The following is a 16,362-nucleotide window of genomic DNA, read 5'->3' on the forward strand; positions in this document are numbered from 1 at the left end:
TTTAGGTTTAAATTATAATTTCAAGTTATTTTATACACTAGATATAAAAGTTCAGTAAAATTAGCCAGTATAAATATGATTATTATGTATTATTTAATAAACTATATCTAAAGGGGAGAATAGAAAAAGATGAGTACTTTAGGGAATACTTTAAGAATGCTTATGATGTTAAGGAGTGGCAGAAAATTAAAGGTTAAAGAGATTGCAGAAGAATTAGAAGTAAGTGAAAAACAAGTTAAGAGATATAAAGAAGCATTATCAGAATTTTTTTATATAGAGTCAAAATCAGGAATTGATGGAGGATATATATTGAGAGATAAATATATCCCCATAAAAGAATTACTTGATGAGCATGAAATAAATTTACTAAAGTATTCTATAGATGCTTTAGAGGATTTCTCTTTAGAAAGCAATAAAGATCTAAAGAGAGCAATAGATAAAATAAATTATTCCATTGAAAAAGGACATAATTCCAATAATGAAAAAACTAATAGCATAATCCCTTACGGAAGAAGTTTACCAATAAATAATAAATTACAAGAAATGATAGATGTAATTTTTGAAGCCATAATTTCTAATAAAGAGGTTTTTATTGAGTATAGTGGGAACAATGGAGAGGTAAGCAAGAGAACTATTCAACCTTATAAAATATTTACCTTTAAAGGTGAGCAATATGTAATTGCTAATTGTCTTTCAAAAAATCAAGTAAGATATTTTAAGTTAATAAGAATAAAGGGATATCATATAAGCAATAAAATTTTCAAAAAAACATTAGATGTAGATAAACTAATAGAAAACAATAAGAAAAATAGCATTGGGATATTTGGAGGTAAAAAGTATAATTTAATTTTAGAAATAACTCCACCTATAGCTAATACTATAAAAGAGAAAATTTGGGTCGATAATCAAGAAGTTATTGAATTAGAAAATGGTAAAATATTATTTAAGGCCACTATGGAAGGACTTCCAGAAATTATTTCGTGGATTTTAAGCATGAGAGAGTATGTAAAAATAATAGAGCCTCTTGAAATAAAAGAAGAAGTTAGATTAAGTGTTCAAAAAATTATAAATAATTTATATTAAAAATTTAATAGGTACAATATATGTCCTCAATTAATGTTAATCTTTAATTGAGGATTTTTTTATGAGTTTATATAGACTTATAAAATTTAGATTAAAAGGTGATTTTATGGAGTTTGATTTTGAGAATTTAAAAGTACAAGGAATAAAGTTTAATTATTATTTTGTCTGTAAAAGAAAATTATGGCTCTTTGATAAGGGGATTTCAATGGAAGATAATAGCGATAGGGTTTTACATGGAAAAGTAGTACATGAAAATTCTTATATAAGGTCAAATAGTCACAAAGAAAAGCTTGTAGATGACATTATAAAATTAGACATTATGGAAAATGAAACTGTAAAAGAAGTAAAGTTATCAAGCAAAATGAAAATTTCAGATAGAATGCAGATTTTATATTATCTTTTTTACTTAAAGCAAATAGGAATAAATAAAAAAGGAGCCATACATTATGTTAAGGAAAAAAGAATTGAAGAAGTTGAATTGACTGAAGATGATGAAAATAGGATAAGAGAAACTTTACTTAAAATAAATGAAATTCTAAGGGGAAAAAAGCCTCCAAAGATTGAGAAATTACCTTATTGCAAAAAATGTGCATATTATGAGTTTTGTTATGCAGGGGAGAGGGATTAATATGGGAAGAGATTACTATATTTTTTCTAATGGAAGGATTAAAAGAAAGGAAAATACTATTTACTTTGAAGATTTTGAAGGTAATAAAAAAGGTTTACCAATTGAAGATATAGAAAGACTTCATATATTCGGAGAGGTTGACTTAAATACAAAGTTTTTAAATTATATATCAAGATACAGTGTTCTTATAAGTATATATAACTATTATGGATTTTATAGTGGATCATATTACTCTAAGAAGAAAAATGTTTCTGGAGTATTATTAGTAAATCAAGCTTTAGCGTATGATAACTATGAATTTAGGGTGGCTATAGCAAAGACTTTTATAGATTCTGCTATGCATCATATATTAAGAAATCTTAGAAGATATAAAGAGAAAACATCTGAATTTGTAAAAGCAATAGAAAATGAAAGAAAGATTATGAAGGAAGCAAAAACAATTGAAGGGGTTATGGGAGCTGAAGGTAGAGCAAGAAAAAAATATTATGAATCATATAATGCTTTCTTAAAAAATGATTTTCATTTTAATAAAAGAGAGAAAAAACCACCTAACGATCCCATAAATGCATTGATTTCCTTTGGAAATAGTATGATGTATACCACTGTTTTGGGTGAAATTTATAAAACACAATTAGATCCAACAATAAGTTATTTACACGAGCCATCAACAAAGAGATTTTCTTTAAGTTTAGATTTAGCAGAGATATTTAAGCCTTTAATAGTAGATAGTGTCATTTTTAATATGATAAATAAGGGAATGATTAAGAAAAGTGATTTTGATATTGATGAAGGAATTTGCTATTTAAATGAAAATGGAAGAAAGAAATTTATAAAAGAGTATGAAAATAAATTATCAACTACTGTAAGACACAGAACTTTAAATAGAAATGTTTCATATAGAGGATTAATAAGGTTAGAGTGCTATAAGTTAATAAAAATGCTTTTAGGAGATGAGGACTATAAACCTTTAAAAGCTTGGTGGTAAATAATTATAGAGATAGTTAAAGGTTGATATACAGTGAGGTGAATTTATGTTTGTAATATTAACTTATGATGTAGGTGAAAAGAGAGTAAATAGAGTAAGAAAGATTTTGAAAAAATATTTAATTTGGACTCAAAACTCAGTATTTGAAGGGAAAATAACAGAAGCTAAATTACATAAATGCTTATCTGAAATAAATAAAGACTTTATTAAGGATGAGGACTCTCTATATATTTATAGAGTCAAAAATCCTAATAATTTAGAAAAAGATATAATAGGATTTGAAAAAAATTGTGATGATTTGTTTTTATAATATGATTTAATGATTTGTCTTTTATTAGAATATTTCTAGGTTAATTAAAAATATATTATTAATTATAATGTTATATTAAGTTAATATATGCTATAATTTAAGAATATTAACTATGAGGAATGTAAAACCTATACTTTCCTAAAAATATATTTTTATATTAACTATGAGGAATATTATAATTAATCGCTAATCATTTATGAGATTGGCGATTTTTTATTTTAATATAAAAATTTATTTGCTTAAAGTTATACTTTATCAGTTGATTTTTAAAATGTTTAGAAAATATACTTGGTATATATTTAATTAAAATCCAATAAAAGGGTTGGAATTGGATAAATATAGTATTAAAATAAAGATATAGCAAATTTAAAAAAGTATAAGAGGTGAAAATATGAAAATTTTAGTTGCTGGGAAAATGAAAAATAAAAAAATCTCTTTATCATATAGAATGTTTATTTTAAGTATGATAAAAAAGATAATTTCTGATTTTGATCAAAGTTATTTTGAAGAGATGTTTTTTTATGAGGGTAAGAAAACTAAGAAAACCAAGCCATTTACTTTTAGTGTGTTTTTTAAAGACTATAAAATTAATAGGGATTTTGTAGATGTTGAAGGAGAAGTTAAAATAGTAATTTCTACTCCAGATATTAAACTAAACATGGTTCTTTTTAATGGTTTTATGAAAATGAAGGAATATGGTGACTTTGAAAAAACATCTGTAAGAATAGAAAAAGAAAGAAAAGTAGAAGAAAATGAAGCTATATTTAAAACTTTATCACCAATATTTATAAAAGATGCTAATAATAAAGCTCTTGAAATTGAAGATGAAAATTATAATAAAGAGCTTAATTACTTTGCAAATCTATCTCTTAAACCTTTTAGAGGATATGGGTTAAAAGAGGAACTTGTATTTACTCCTTTAAAGATGAAAAAGGTAGTTGTAAAAGAAGAAATAAGTGGCTTTAAAGAAAAGACTAATAAGAAATATATATACTTTAATTCTTACTCTGGAGTATTTCACTTAAGAGGAGATAAAGATGATTTAAACTTACTAAAAGAACTAGGATTAGGGTGTAGAAGAAACTCAGGTTTGGGAAGCATTGATTTAATTTAAAAACTAGGAGGTGATTTAAGAGTATGGAGGAAAAAGTTTTTGATTGTACTTTGGAAACTGGAGATTGGCGAGAAAGTGCAACTATCGTGGGGTTAATTAAATATTTTGATTTTCTCTATCAAAATGGAGTAGCAGATAAAAGTGAACTATATGAATTTGAAGATGACTATCTTAGATATAACAGCAATTATATAAGTGAAGAAAATTATTTGTTATTTGTAGAAAAATATTTTAAAGATGCCATGCACCATAAGGTTGTAGAGAATATTTTATTAAAGGATGAATTATCAGAGGATGAAATTGTCCTTATAAATGATAAGTTAAAAGCTAATCAAGCTATGAAGAGTATATTTGGAAAAATAAAATATACAGGAGAAAATAAAGAAGAAATCTTAGATTTAATTGAAAAAAATAGACTTAAACTTATAAAAGAAACTTACAGAAGAGGTAAAAGTCTTTATTCTAATTTTGCAAATGAGAATTTATTATTTAGTGATAACAATAAAGTTTGTAGATTAGTAAATTATTGTGCTGATATGGGTAAAAAGGGAAAGAGCTTAGGATATTATTGGGATAATAATACCTTTGAATTTAAAGATGAAAAGATATTTGACTTTATTCCTTTTGCTTTTTCAAAATCTTATGATGCATTTTTTATAAACAATAATGTTTCAATAAAAGAGCTTAAAAAAAGCAATTCATTTATTGAAAATAGTGAAAATACAAGAACAACTTTGTTTGGAAATATGAAAGAGTCAGCTGAGTACATTGGCTTTGATGTTGAGGTCATACTTAAAAACAGAGATAAAAATTATTATGAAACAGTATATGTAAGAGAAAAAGCTATAAACATCTTTAAACAAAGTGATGACTTTGACTATAAAGGGATAAAATTTTGGTATAGAGATGATGAAAAAAATCCTAAATATATGGAGCCAGAAGTAGTTAATAGAATTTTAAATGGTATCAGAATGGATTCTATTATTGAGCTCTTATTTAAATCTAAAAATAACCATTCTTATAATATAAAAACCTTAATTGCTATAAATAATTTAATTTATGAGGGAGGTAGTGAAATGACTAAAAATATGAAAAGTGCCTATGCTTCTGCTAAAAGGGTAAGTGAAAAATTAGAAGAAAATAAGCTAAATAGTTATAAGCAAAAATTAATAAGTGCAGTAACTTTTAAAAATAAGGATAGATTTTGTGAAATACTATTACAATTATCATCTTTCTCAGGAGTAGTATTTGACTTTGCTTATGATTTGTTTGAAGATTTTGAAAATAATAAGAATTTAGCATATACATTTATTAATGCACTTAACAAAGAGGGTAATAAAGAAAATGGAGGAGATAAGTAATGAAAGGAAAGTCAGTAACTTTAACAGTAATAGCAAACATGACATCAAACTATGGGGAAGGATTAGGTAATATATCTTCAGTACAAAAGGTATTTAAAAATGGAAAGACTTATGCAGCTAGAAGTAAAGAGAGCCTTAAAAATGCAATAATGGTTCAAAGTGGTTTATATGATGATTTAGAGACAAGCCTTGATAAAAAGGTTAATCAAAAGGTTGTATCAAAGGATTTAAATGTAACTAACTGTAGAGCATTAGAAGGTGGATATATGAATACATCAGATAATACTTACGTTAGAAAAAGTTCATTCTACTTAACTGATGCAGTATCATGTGATGAATTCATAAATGAATATAGATTCCATAATAATTTATATCTTGCAACAAATTATGCTAAACATAATAATATAAATCTGCAAGGGAATGCTCAAAAAGCAGGACTTATGCCTTATCAATATGAATTTGATAAATCCCTTAAAATATATAGTTTAACAATAGATCTTGATATGATAGGTAGGGATGAAAACTTTGATTCAGAAGAAGCAAGTGCAGAAGAAAAAGCATATAGGGTAAATGCTATTTTAGATTCTGTTAAAAATCTTTCTTTAATAGTAAAAGGAAACTTAGATAATGCAGAACCTATATTTGTAGTTGGAGGAATTATAAACAGAAAAACTCACTATTTTGAAAACTTAGTTAAGGTTAAAAATGATAAATTAGAAATTACAGAAGAGCTTAAAGATAGAATAAATAATGGATGCTATGTTGGATTTTTAGAAGGTGGAAATTTTGAAAACGAAGTTCAAATTAAGGAAGAACTTAAACCTCTAACAGTAAGCAAATTCTTTAGCAATTTAGAGGAAGAAGTAAGAAAATACTACGGTGTTTAAGATATGAAAGCTTTAAGAATCATATTAACACAAAATAGTGCAAATTATAGAAGAGAGGAAACTACTGTCAATAAAATGACATATCCTCTCCCACCTTTTTCAACAGTTATAGGAGCTATCCATAATGCTTGCAATTATAAGGAATACAAGCCTATGGATATAAGCATACAGGGAACTTATGAATCAATGGGATTAGAACCATATACTGATTACTGTTTCTTAAATACTGTCATGGATGACAGAGGAATATTAGTTAAACTAAGAAATGGAAAATATTTATCTAATTCCTTTGATAAAGTTGCAAAGGCTTTAAAATCTCAAGGCAATAGTTTTAGAGAGGGCAAAACTATTCAAGTTTATAATGAGAAATTATTAGAAGAATATAGAAACTTAAAGGATTTAAAAGATAAAATAGACGAGTTTAGCAGAGGTAAGCTTAAAGAAGTTTTAAACTTAATAAAGCTTAGAAAAAAGACATTATCATCTAAAAAGAAAGAACTAAAGGACAATAAAGAAAAACTTGAATTAATTAAAAAGAGAGAGTTTCAAATAAAGAACCTAGAAAAAAGATTAAAAAGTGAGTTTGATGATTATAAAGAGAAAAATTATAATGAACCTTACTCAAAATTTGCTAGTTTAACAACTTCACTAAAATATTATGAAACTTTATATAATGTAAAGTTAATTATCCATGTAAGATGTGAGGATGAAAATACTTTATTAGATATAAAAGAAAATATATACAACCTAAAATCAATAGGTAGAAGTGAAGACTTTGTTGATATAAAGGAAGTTAAAATAGTAGATTTAGTTGAAGATCCAGATGAATTAGAAGATGAAATAGTAAATAGTAATTATGCATACGTAAATTATGATTTAGTAAAAAATGATATTATTATGCCAATAAATTTAAGCGATAATAGAGTATGTAATGGAACTAAATATTTATTAAATAAGAATTATAAAATAGAAGATAAAAAAAGAAAATTTGAAAAGAAAAAGGTTCTATATATTTCAAAATATGTTGTTGATGAAGCTTATGAAAACTTATATTTTGATGTAGAGGATAAAGAAAAATATATTGTTAACTTTATTTAGTGGGTGATTAAAATGGATTTAAGTGAATTTAGTGCAAAACCAGATAAAACTATTAGGGAGCATACAGATGACTTATTAAATAACTTAGAGTTTTTAAGTGATTTAGGTTATATAAATAAGGAATCTATATATAATTTAACTAAAATTGCATGTGAATATCATGATTATGGAAAAGCTAATAGAGAGTTTCAATATAGGATAAAAAATCAAACAAAATTTAATGAGGAAAAAGAGATAGCACACAATGTGCTTTCTCTTTACTTTATAGATCCAAATAAATTTCATAGTAAAGAAGACTACTATAAGGTATGTTTCGCCGTATTATATCACCATTATTATTGTAATGGACTTGAAGTATTGAGCAACAAAACTTCCTTAATAAATGATTTGTTAAAAGAGTTTGATGTTTGCAAAGTAAAAAGAAGCTTACCTAAAAAGATAAGAGATGTTATGAATGATGATGAAGCTATTTTAATAAAAGGCTTCTTAAATAAATGTGATTTTAGTGCAAGTGGAAATACTGAAATAGAGTATAAAAATGATTTTTTAGAAGAGAGTTTAGAGGGACTATTAAATTCTTGGAAGATAGATAATAAAGATGCTAAATGGAATGAACTTCAACAGTTTGCTAAGAATAATAGAGATAATAATATAATGGTTGTTGCCCAAACTGGAATGGGTAAAACTGAAGCAGGTTTGCATTGGATTGGAAATAATAAAGGTTTTTTTATTCTTCCATTAAAGACAGCCATAAATGCTATATATGATAGAGTATCTAATGGTATAGTAAAAGAAAATAACAATGAAGAAAAGCATAAAGTTGCATTAATTCATTCAGATTCTTTATCATATTACATTTCTCAAAATGAAGATACAAACATAGTATTAGATCATCATAGAGAAGGAAAACAACTATCTATTCCTATTAGTATAGCAACATTAGATCAAATATTTGATTTTGTATTTAAGTATAAGGGCTATGAAGTGAAATTAGCTACTTTATCATATTCAAAAGTGGTAATAGATGAAATACAGATGTATAGCGCTGATTTATTAGCTTACTTAATATTAGGAATAAAAACCATAATAAGGCTAGGAGGAAAAGTTGCAATTTTAACAGCTACCTTAGCTCCCTTTGTTAAAGATTTATTATTAGAAGATAATAATAAATTAGGCTTTGTAGAAGGTACATTTGTAAATGAATTAAAAAGGCATAATTTAAAAATATATGATGACAAGATAAATGCAGATGTAATTTATAATAAGTATATTGATAATAAAGAGAAGAAAATAAGCAACAAAATATTAGTTGTATGCAATACGATAAAAAAGGCTCAAGAAATTTACAATGAACTAAAAGATAAAAATATAGATAATTTAAATATTTTACATAGTAAATTTATAAAAAGAGACAGAGCTTATAAAGAAGAGCAAATATTAGAGTTTGGGAAAACTAATAATATTGGAGATGGCATATGGATATCAACTCAGATTGTAGAAGCTAGTTTAGATATTGATTTTGACTATTTATTTACAGAACTATCAGATATAAATGCTTTATTCCAAAGACTTGGTAGATGTAATAGAAAAGGGGTTAAGCCTGCTTATGACTATAACTGTTATGTTTTCTTACAAATAGAGAGAAATTTATTAACTAATGGAGATAAGGGGTTTATAGATAAAAAAATATATGAATTATCAAAAGAAGCATTAAGAAACGTAGATGGTCTTTTATCAGAAGAGGAAAAAGTAAATATTATAAATAGAACATTAACCACTGAGAATATAAAGGGAAGTGATTATTGGTCAAAATACACAGAATTTTTTGATTATGTTAGTGGACTTAATCCATATGAAGTAGATAAGAAAGATGTTAAACTTAGAAATATAATATCTTTTGATATAATACCTCAATGTATTTATGAGAAAAATGAATCAGAAATTGAAAGCTTACTTGAAATTATAAATGATGAAAAAACAGATAAAATAAATAGAATAAAATCCATAGATAAAATAAAAAGTTTTACAGTATCAGTTGGGCAATATGATATTGAACTTTTAAAAAATAAACTTATTATGGAGTTAGAAGTAGGAAAGTATGAAAGAATTCCAGTATATAAATGCAATTATTCAGAGTTAGGATTTACTAGAAACACAAAAGAAGATGTATATGATAATTTCATATAAAACTAATTTTGCAGTAGATCTATTTTCTTATAATACTAGCTGTAACCAAGTAATATCAATGGTTAGAAGGAGACTTTTATTGATACACTAAAACATTACTGATGGTCTACTGCAAAATTTTAATATTTATGATAAAATTAACAAGAGAGAATGAGGCTATTACTAGCTTTTAGCATTTTAAAATTTGGGGTTTTATATTAACTATGAGGAATGTAAATTACTATTCCATAATATCTGGCAGTACCAACTCACTGGTTTTATATTAACTATGAGGAATGTAAATGAGGATGTTGATATAGATTATCTATATTATATCTGCAGTTTTATATTAACTATGAGGAATGTAAATTATGTTAAAAGTTGGTCTAAAAAATATGACTCATGGGGTTTTATATTAACTATGAGGAATGTAAATCCAAATGAAAGTGGTACAAGTCATGGAGTTTATAAAGTTTTATATTAACTATGAGGAATGTAAATTAACAAAAAATCGTTAGATTTACAAGGAAACATCTTGTTTTATATTAACTATGAGGAATGTAAATGAAAAAGAAAAGTTTAAAAATACTTATTTCACAATATGTTTTATATTAACTATGAGGAATGTAAATTTGCTCAGCTTTCTTCTTATCATCTTTGACATAATGGGTTTTATATTAACTATGAGGAATGTAAATATTTCTTAGGTCTGTTTATTAAACATAATGAGGTGGGTTTTATATTAACTATGAGGAATGTAAATGTAAGCGAGAAAAAAGCAAGTGAGGTTTTATTTGAGGTTTTATATTAACTATGAGGAATGTAAATTAAACCTATACATGTTTTCTTCTCTTTGCTTGTTTTGTTTTATATTAACTATGAGGAATGTAAATGTACTAGACCAAAGCAAAGGTGTAATAGATGAAAGTGTTTTATATTAACTATGAGGAATGTAAATAAGCTTAGAGAAGGGCTGAATGTATCTCACGGCTAGTTTTATATTAACTATGAGGAATGTAAATTTTAAATTACCATTTAAAACAATATTCTGAACATTGGTTTTATATTAACTATGAGGAATGTAAATTATACTAAAGTATATTAATTTTAGTTAGGATGTGATGTTTTATATTAACTATGAGGAATGTAAATACCTTTATCATTCCATCATTAAAAGCATCAATTTTGTTTTATATTAACTATGAGGAATGTAAATGGAATGTTTGGCACTTCCAAAGGTGGCTCTCCTATTTGTTTTATATTAACTATGAGGAATGTAAATGGGAGCTAGAGAGATATGCAATAGAGATTGAGGATGGGTTTTATATTAACTATGAGGAATGTAAATTACTTATGAGGTAACAAGATTAGGTGCTAAGGGTGAGTTTTATATTAACTATGAGGAATGTAAATCTAGTGAAACCACCTTCACCCTCAACCTTCATATAAGTTTTATATTAACTATGAGGAATGTAAATTATGAAGTGAGATAAATATATCAACGTTATTGGAATTGTTTTATATTAACTATGAGGAATGTAAATATAACACAATGTATTAAATGATTTGGATATTCTTCTAGTTTTATATTAACTATGAGGAATGTAAATAGAGTTTACTCTAAGAATTTTACTAACCCTTTAAAGGTTTTATATTAACTATGAGGAATGTAAATGCGTTAAATTCTGAAATGTATTTTCATAATTTAACTTGTTTTATATTAACTATGAGGAATGTAAATAAAGTTGAACAAAAGTTAAACTTTTTAGGAGTTAAAGTTTTATATTAACTATGAGGAATGTAAATAGGTTATTGTGGGAGATTATTCAAAAGATAACGCAGAGTTTTATATTAACTATGAGGAATGTAAATTTGTTAACTCTAACCATAACGGGTTGTTAGGTACGGGTTTTATATTAACTATGAGGAATGTAAATGTGTCAGTTGCTCCCTCTGACCATGCTCCGATAATCCGTTTTATATTAACTATGAGGAATGTAAATATTTTAGAGATAGCACAAATCATAAGAGAAGTTGAAGTTTTATATTAACTATGAGGAATGTAAATGGGGCAAAAGGTGAACAAGGTATACAAGGTTTGCCAGGTTTTATATTAACTATGAGGAATGTAAATACACATAAACAAACAACACTTGAATTAAGATATCAATGTTTTATATTAACTATGAGGAATGTAAATTTGTTCGGTCTATACCCTTTCTACCATTGACGGTATGTTTTATATTAACTATGAGGAATGTAAATTATTTTGAGGGTATGGTTTTTCGCTTTCAAGAAAGGTTTTATATTAACTATGAGGAATGTAAATTATCTCTTTAACCACTTTTTATCTATTCTATGGCGTGTTTTATATTAACTATGAGGAATGTAAATTGTTGCTTCAAATAATCTTGTAGCATATGTTTTTCTTGTTTTATATTAACTATGAGGAATGTAAATTTTTTAGGTATAACAATTTCAGGAACATATTTAGCTAGTTTTATATTAACTATGAGGAATGTAAATCTTACACACTCATATTATAATGTCTTTTAAGACAGTAGTTTTATATTAACTATGAGGAATGTAAATTTATATATGGGAAAATATTATCATTAGCATCAGCAAGTTTTATATTAACTATGAGGAATGTAAATTGTATTGGACAGTAATTTTCTTATTTTTTAATATAGGTTTTATATTAACTATGAGGAATGTAAATGGAACAATGACAATAGAGCAAGTTGGTCAGCGTATAGGTTTTATATTAACTATGAGGAATGTAAATTAACCACTTATACCATATTGACCAATAGTAGTATAAGGTTTTATATTAACTATGAGGAATGTAAATCTTCTGCATCTTCTATAAGTCGCCCTAAAGCACTTGGTTTTATATTAACTATGAGGAATGTAAATTAGAAGGTTATTTTATAAAAAAACATTTGCTTGAACTGTTTTATATTAACTATGAGGAATGTAAATGGATGCAATACATTTGGGAAACTGTCTTAAAGCGTGGGTTTTATATTAACTATGAGGAATGTAAATCAATGGGATGCTTTAGACAATTGGGAAACTGTATGGGTTTTATATTAACTATGAGGAATGTAAATAGAATGGAACTTTAAAGAAAATATTCATACAGGGAGAGTTTTATATTAACTATGAGGAATGTAAATTAAAAATTATAAAGAGAGCTATATTGGGGCTTATAAAGTTTTATATTAACTATGAGGAATGTAAATGGATATAACTGACGTTATAATCGTTAATATAAAGGACGTTTTATATTAACTATGAGGAATGTAAATGTTTTTGCAGGTGATAATTTTCTCTTTACTATAGCAGTTTTATATTAACTATGAGGAATGTAAATAATGAGACCAGGCAAGCGGAGCATTTAGTTCGTAACTGTTTTATATTAACTATGAGGAATGTAAATAAGGAAATTATCGTACATCATTCGGAGCATAGCACCGTTTTATATTAACTATGAGGAATGTAAATGGATACGAATGGGAGGAAAAGATATTCAAGGCTCTTGTTTTATATTAACTATGAGGAATGTAAATAAGGCAGATAATGGGTTCATAGGATTAATACCCATAAGTTTTATATTAACTATGAGGAATGTAAATATTTTTATACGCCATTTCTAACACGAAAGTTATTTGGTTTTATATTAACTATGAGGAATGTAAATACGGATATCTGATTTAGTAAACAGATGTGTCTCAACTAGTTTTATATTAACTATGAGGAATGTAAATAGGGAAAAATGTTGAAGGTAAAAAACAACGTAAGAAGTTTTATATTAACTATGAGGAATGTAAATAAGGCAGATAATGGGTTCATAGGATTAATACCCATAAGTTTTATATTAACTATGAGGAATGTAAATATTTTTATACGCCATTTCTAACACGAAAGTTATTTGGTTTTATATTAACTATGAGGAATGTAAATACGGATATCTGATTTAGTAAACAGATGTGTCTCAACTAGTTTTATATTAACTATGAGGAATGTAAATAGGGAAAAATGTTGAAGGTAAAAAACAACGTAAGAAGTTTTATATTAACTATGAGGAATGTAAATGTGCTATTTCCTGTGTTACCGCTATAAGCGATAATATGTTTTATATTAACTATGAGGAATGTAAATATGATGATGTTACAAATGAGTAAAATAACTGACATGAGTTTTATATTAACTATGAGGAATGTAAATTCTTTAAATGGTGTGGATGAAATTTATAATGTTCTTGTTTTATATTAACTATGAGGAATGTAAATAGTGAAGGTCAAAAGGAAGGATTAGAAGTTATATTAGTTTTATATTAACTATGAGGAATGTAAATTACTATTTCTAAAATAAAAAGATAATTTTATTTTAAAGTTTTATATTAACTATGAGGAATGTAAATTAGTTTAAAGTTTCTAAAACTCTTACTTTTAAGCTCAGTTTTATATTAACTATGAGGAATGTAAATGCTGAAATCTTTATTTCACCAGTATTTAATGAATAAGTTTTATATTAACTATGAGGAATGTAAATTTTAATAGCAGGATCTATCACAGCAGATAAGATACAGTTTTATATTAACTATGAGGAATGTAAATCTCTATAAATGGACTATATGATTTTATAGTAAATGATTGTTTTATATTAACTATGAGGAATGTAAATTTATTATATCAGTCATAATTTCATCTCCTTTTCATTGTTTTATATTAACTATGAGGAATGTAAATTTTTAAAAATTATTTCTTATTTTGTTAACTGTATTGAGTTTTATATTAACTATGAGGAATGTAAATAATGATAGATTTAATATCTCTCTCAATAGGAGAAGTAGTTTTATATTAACTATGAGGAATGTAAATCCTAATATACATACATTAAGATTTTTTCTTGTCTTTGTTTTATATTAACTATGAGGAATGTAAATATAGTTAATTTTGTATTATTTTTTATTGTATATAATGTTTTATATTAACTATGAGGAATGTAAATTTTTTAATTTCTTTATCACTAAATTCCCTTTTTAAAGTTTTATATTAACTATGAGGAATGTAAATAAAAAAATTATTTATGCTGAAAAATCAGTTAAAAATCGTTTTATATTAACTATGAGGAATGTAAATACCTTTTATAAATAATTTTAATAGTGCTTCCATGTTCGTTTTATATTAACTATGAGGAATGTAAATATTTGGAAAGAGATTCAGAGGATGAAGAATGTGTTGGTTTTATATTAACTATGAGGAATGTAAATTTAGGATCTTTAAGCATGTATTTTGCGATTCCTTCAGTTTTATATTAACTATGAGGAATGTAAATACAAATTCATCTATAAATTTTTCTTTATTTATATTTGTTTTATATTAACTATGAGGAATGTAAATTCTATTGTTCCTGAAGTTATGTGTGCATTATTTATAGGTTTTATATTAACTATGAGGAATGTAAATCAATCCAACTTAACAAAGTTATTTAAAGCTTATAGCAGTTTTATATTAACTATGAGGAATGTAAATAGCTTCTTTTTTCTCTGCAACTACCTTTGTTACATCAGTTTTATATTAACTATGAGGAATGTAAATAACTTTTTATATCGTAAATCAATTCTTTCTACTATATGTTTTATATTAACTATGAGGAATGTAAATCATAAAGTATTCCATACTTTGTAACACCTTGTGCTTGTTTTATATTAACTATGAGGAATGTAAATAGAATTGATTGGAAGTGGAAAATCATTGGGTGATATGTTTTATATTAACTATGAGGAATGTAAATTACAGACATTTCTTCTTTTGGAATCAATGAGAATACGGTTTTATATTAACTATGAGGAATGTAAATTTTCTATACAAAACATAGTTAGCATAATACATTGTTTGTTTTATATTAACTATGAGGAATGTAAATGAGGAATTTTTAAAAGAGTTTGAGGGAACTAAAGCAGTTTTATATTAACTATGAGGAATGTAAATAGGATACAATTAGGAGGGCTTTGTATGGACAGAATTGTTTTATATTAACTATGAGGAATGTAAATGCATTTCTAAATTCCATAGCATACTTGAATACACTATGTTTTATATTAACTATGAGGAATGTAAATTATCTATATCTGTTGATACTAAACTTAAAGCTTCTTCGTTTTATATTAACTATGAGGAATGTAAATATTACTACTGCTGTTACTAGCAATCTTACAACACTTGTTTTATATTAACTATGAGGAATGTAAATTTGTCATATTGTTTTTGGTGGATTAACTCTTTTATTGTTTTATATTAACTATGAGGAATGTAAATATTACTACTGCTGTTACTAGCAATCTTACAACACTTGTTTTATATTAACTATGAGGAATGTAAATGTAAAACAACTTTAGAATTTGTATGTTATGATCCGACGTTTTATATTAACTATGAGGAATGTAAATTTTATTTGTGCTAAATGTACTTTTAAATTTATAGGTGGTTTTATATTAACTATGAGGAATGTAAATTAAGAACTATATTTCTTTTTACTAGTTTTCTGCACAGTTTTATATTAACTATGAGGAATGTAAATTCCCCTACAAGTAAAGTTAATAGTAAATTCTCCCTTGTTTTATATTAACTATGAGGAATGTAAATATAAAAAAAGTTTCATCTAATAAAGCGATAGTTTTGGTTTTATATTAACTATGAGGAATGTAAATTTCGCCAGT

At 25.5% G+C, this 16,362-nt stretch carries 9 protein-coding genes and 1 CRISPR repeat array (1 of these 10 cut by a window edge); all 9 genes read left to right on the forward strand.

Annotation, left to right across the window (positions count from 1 at the left end; all coding sequences use genetic code 11):
- Nucleotides 1–129: 129 nt before the first annotated feature.
- Complete coding sequence (locus GOM42_RS05245) at nt 130–1,083, forward strand: WYL domain-containing protein (RefSeq protein ID WP_011591958.1); 954 nt, start codon at nt 130–132, stop codon at nt 1,081–1,083.
- A gap of 61 nt (nt 1,084–1,144) precedes the next feature.
- Nucleotides 1,145–1,711: a CRISPR-associated protein Cas4 gene (gene cas4, locus GOM42_RS05250; protein ID WP_338846182.1), complete on the forward strand. Its 567-nt coding sequence runs from the start codon at nt 1,145–1,147 to the stop codon at nt 1,709–1,711.
- Between the two features lies 1 nt (nt 1,712).
- Entirely contained in the window at nt 1,713–2,696 is a 984-nt protein-coding gene (cas1b, locus tag GOM42_RS05255) for a type I-B CRISPR-associated endonuclease Cas1b (protein ID WP_110077367.1), read from the forward strand.
- A 46-nt stretch (nt 2,697–2,742) separates the two neighbouring features.
- Nucleotides 2,743–3,006, forward strand: coding sequence for a CRISPR-associated endonuclease Cas2 (gene cas2 / locus GOM42_RS05260; protein ID WP_004456276.1), 264 nt, complete (start codon nt 2,743–2,745; stop codon nt 3,004–3,006).
- 391 nt (nt 3,007–3,397) lie between these two features.
- Nucleotides 3,398–4,120 carry a CRISPR-associated endoribonuclease Cas6 gene (gene cas6 / locus GOM42_RS05265; RefSeq protein ID WP_110077368.1) on the forward strand — a complete coding sequence of 241 codons (723 nt, stop codon included), beginning with the start codon at nt 3,398–3,400 and terminating at the stop codon, nt 4,118–4,120.
- Nucleotides 4,121–4,143: 23 nt separating this feature from the next.
- Complete coding sequence (gene cas8a1 / locus GOM42_RS05270) at nt 4,144–5,481, forward strand: type I CRISPR-associated protein Cas8a1/Csx8 (protein WP_110077369.1); 1,338 nt, start codon at nt 4,144–4,146, stop codon at nt 5,479–5,481.
- The gene (cas7i, locus tag GOM42_RS05275) at nt 5,481–6,368 is read left to right on the forward strand and encodes a type I-B CRISPR-associated protein Cas7/Cst2/DevR (RefSeq protein WP_110077370.1); all 888 of its coding nucleotides are present in this window, start codon (nt 5,481–5,483) and stop codon (nt 6,366–6,368) included. The genes cas8a1 and cas7i overlap by 1 nt, the downstream gene beginning before the upstream one ends.
- Before the next feature lie 3 nt (nt 6,369–6,371).
- On the forward strand, nt 6,372–7,466 hold the full coding sequence (gene cas5 / locus GOM42_RS05280) for a CRISPR-associated protein Cas5 (RefSeq protein WP_110077371.1): 1,095 nt from the start codon (nt 6,372–6,374) through the stop codon (nt 7,464–7,466).
- Between the two features lie 12 nt (nt 7,467–7,478).
- Nucleotides 7,479–9,653 carry a CRISPR-associated helicase Cas3' gene (gene cas3 / locus GOM42_RS05285; protein ID WP_243447923.1) on the forward strand — a complete coding sequence of 725 codons (2,175 nt, stop codon included), beginning with the start codon at nt 7,479–7,481 and terminating at the stop codon, nt 9,651–9,653.
- Between the two features lie 189 nt (nt 9,654–9,842).
- Nucleotides 9,843–16,362: a CRISPR direct-repeat array (repeat unit 29 nt; unit sequence GTTTTATATTAACTATGAGGAATGTAAAT) (it continues 4,118 nt past the right edge of the window).

Source organism: Clostridium sp. 16K-1-R1, from assembly GCF_023921145.1.
Lineage (GTDB): Bacteria > Bacillota > Clostridia > Clostridiales > Clostridiaceae > Sarcina > Sarcina perfringens.